A 2,012-nucleotide genomic window follows, 5' to 3' on the forward strand; every position below is an offset into this window, starting at 1 on the left:
CGACGGCGCGGACCCGCGCGTGCGCGGCGCGCTGCACCTGCTCGACGGCACGGCGGCGGACGCGCCGGCGACGGCGCGGCTCTGCCGCGAGGTCGCGGTGAGCCGCCGCACGCTGGAGCGGCTGTTCGCCGAGCAGATCGGGCTCGCGCCGCGCAGCTACGCGCGCCTGCGGCGCGTGGGCGCGGTGGCGCGGGCGCTGGAGCGCGACACGCCGGAGCGCGCGCGCTCGCTGTCGGAGCTCGCGCACGGGCTGGGCTACTCCGACCACGCGCACATGACGCGCGAGTTCGTCCGCGTCATGGGCGTCACGCCGTCGGGGTACCGCCGCGAGGCGCTCGCCGCGCCGGTCGCGCGGCGCCCCGAGGGCGGCGTCGTCGCGCAGGAGCGCCCGACGCCGCTCGGCACCGTGGGCGCGACGTCGGTGGTCGGCGCGTAGCGCGCGACCGCGGCCACGCGAGGACGCCGCGGGCGTTCAAGCGACGGCGGGGCGGCGCGCGGCAGGTTGGGTGTGTTCGCGCGTCGACGACCGTCCGCACCGGGGCGGCGCGCGCGCCGTCACCCGATCCCGTCGCTTCCGTGTCCCACGATCATCGCGTCGCCGTCGTCGGCGCCGGCCCCGGCGGGCTGGCCGCCGCGCGCTACCTCCGGCAGGCCGGCTTCCTCCCCACGCTGTTCGACCAGGCCGACGGCGTCGGCGGCCAGTGGCGCGTCGGCGCGCCGCACAGCAAGGTCTGGCCGGGGATGCGCACGAACTCGAGCCGCGTCATGACCGCGTTCGGCGAGCTCGCGTACCCGCCGGGCACCGCAGTGTACCCGACCGCCGAGCAGGTGGGCGCGTACCTCGCGCGCTACGCCGAGCGCTTCGAGCTGCTGAGCGACGCGCGCTTCGGCACGCGCGTCGAGTCGGTCGCGCGCGACGCCGGCGCGTGGCGGGTGCGCGCGCGCGGCGCCGACGGCGTCGGGATGACGGAGACGTTCGCGCGCGTCGTCGTCGCCTCGGGGTGGTGCGGGCGCCCGGCGGTCCCCGCGGTGGACGGGTTGGACGGGTTCGCCGGGCGCGGCGGCGTGACGCACGCGGCGGCGTACCGCGGCGCGGCGGCGTTCCGCGGGCTGCGCGTGCTCGTCGCGGGGGGCGGGATCAGCGCGCTCGAGATCGCGAGCGAGCTCGCGGTGCAGGGCGCCGAGCGCGTGGCGCTGGCGAGCCGGCGGCAGCGCTACGTGATGCAGAAGCTGCTCGCCGGCGTCCCCGCCGACCACGTCGCGTTCACGCGCTTCGCCGCGCTCGCCGGCGAGACCTTCCCGCCCGCCGCGTCGGCGGCCGCGCTCAAGGCGCTGGTCGTCGCGACGAGCGGGCGCCCCGAGCAGCTCGGAGCGCCGGCGCCGGCCGACGACCTGTTCGCCGCCGGCCTCACGCTGTCGCAGCACTACCTGCCGCTGGTCGCGGAGGGGCGGATCGCGCCGCGGCCGTGGATCGCGCGCGTCGACGGCGCCACCGTGCACTTCGCGGACGGCACCGCGGAGGCGTTCGACGCCATCGTGCTCGGCACGGGCTACGCGCCCGACCTCTCCTACCTCGGCCCCGACGTGCGCGCGGTGCTGGGCACGCCCCCGGCGCTACACGCCCTCACCCTCCACCCCGATCTCCCGGGGCTCGCGTTCCTCGGCCAGTTCGAGCAGGTCGGCCCGCACCTCCCGACGCTCGAGCTGCAGGCGCGCTGGATCGCCTACGCGTGGAGCGGGCGCGTCGCGCTGCCGACGCGCGAGGCGATGGCGGCGCGGCTGGAGGCGGCGCCGCCGCACGGCGTGCCGATGCAGGTCGCGGCGCGGCTGTTCGCGCGCGCGGCGGGGGTCGAGCCCGACCCGCGCGCGTGGCCCGCGCTCGCGCGCGCGCTCCTCTTCGGCCCCATGTCGCCGGCGACGTTCCGGCTGAGCGGCCCGGACGCCCTCCCCGCCGCGCCGGCGGCCGCGGCGGCCGACGCGGCGGCGTTCGGGAGCGGGGCGGACGGCGCGCT

Annotated in this window: 2 protein-coding genes; both read left to right on the forward strand. The window is 79.4% G+C overall.

Annotated elements, in window-relative coordinates; genetic code table 11:
* Positions 1–436 (forward strand): helix-turn-helix domain-containing protein (locus PYV61_RS24710; protein ID WP_275836542.1); only part of this gene is annotated, 436 nt, incomplete at its 5' end.
* 140 nt (positions 437–576) lie between these two features.
* Positions 577–2,012 (forward strand): FAD-dependent oxidoreductase (locus PYV61_RS24715; RefSeq protein WP_275836543.1); only part of this gene is annotated, 1,436 nt, incomplete at its 3' end.

The sequence above is a fragment of the Roseisolibacter sp. H3M3-2 genome (assembly GCF_029211165.1).
GTDB lineage: Bacteria > Gemmatimonadota > Gemmatimonadetes > Gemmatimonadales > Gemmatimonadaceae > Roseisolibacter.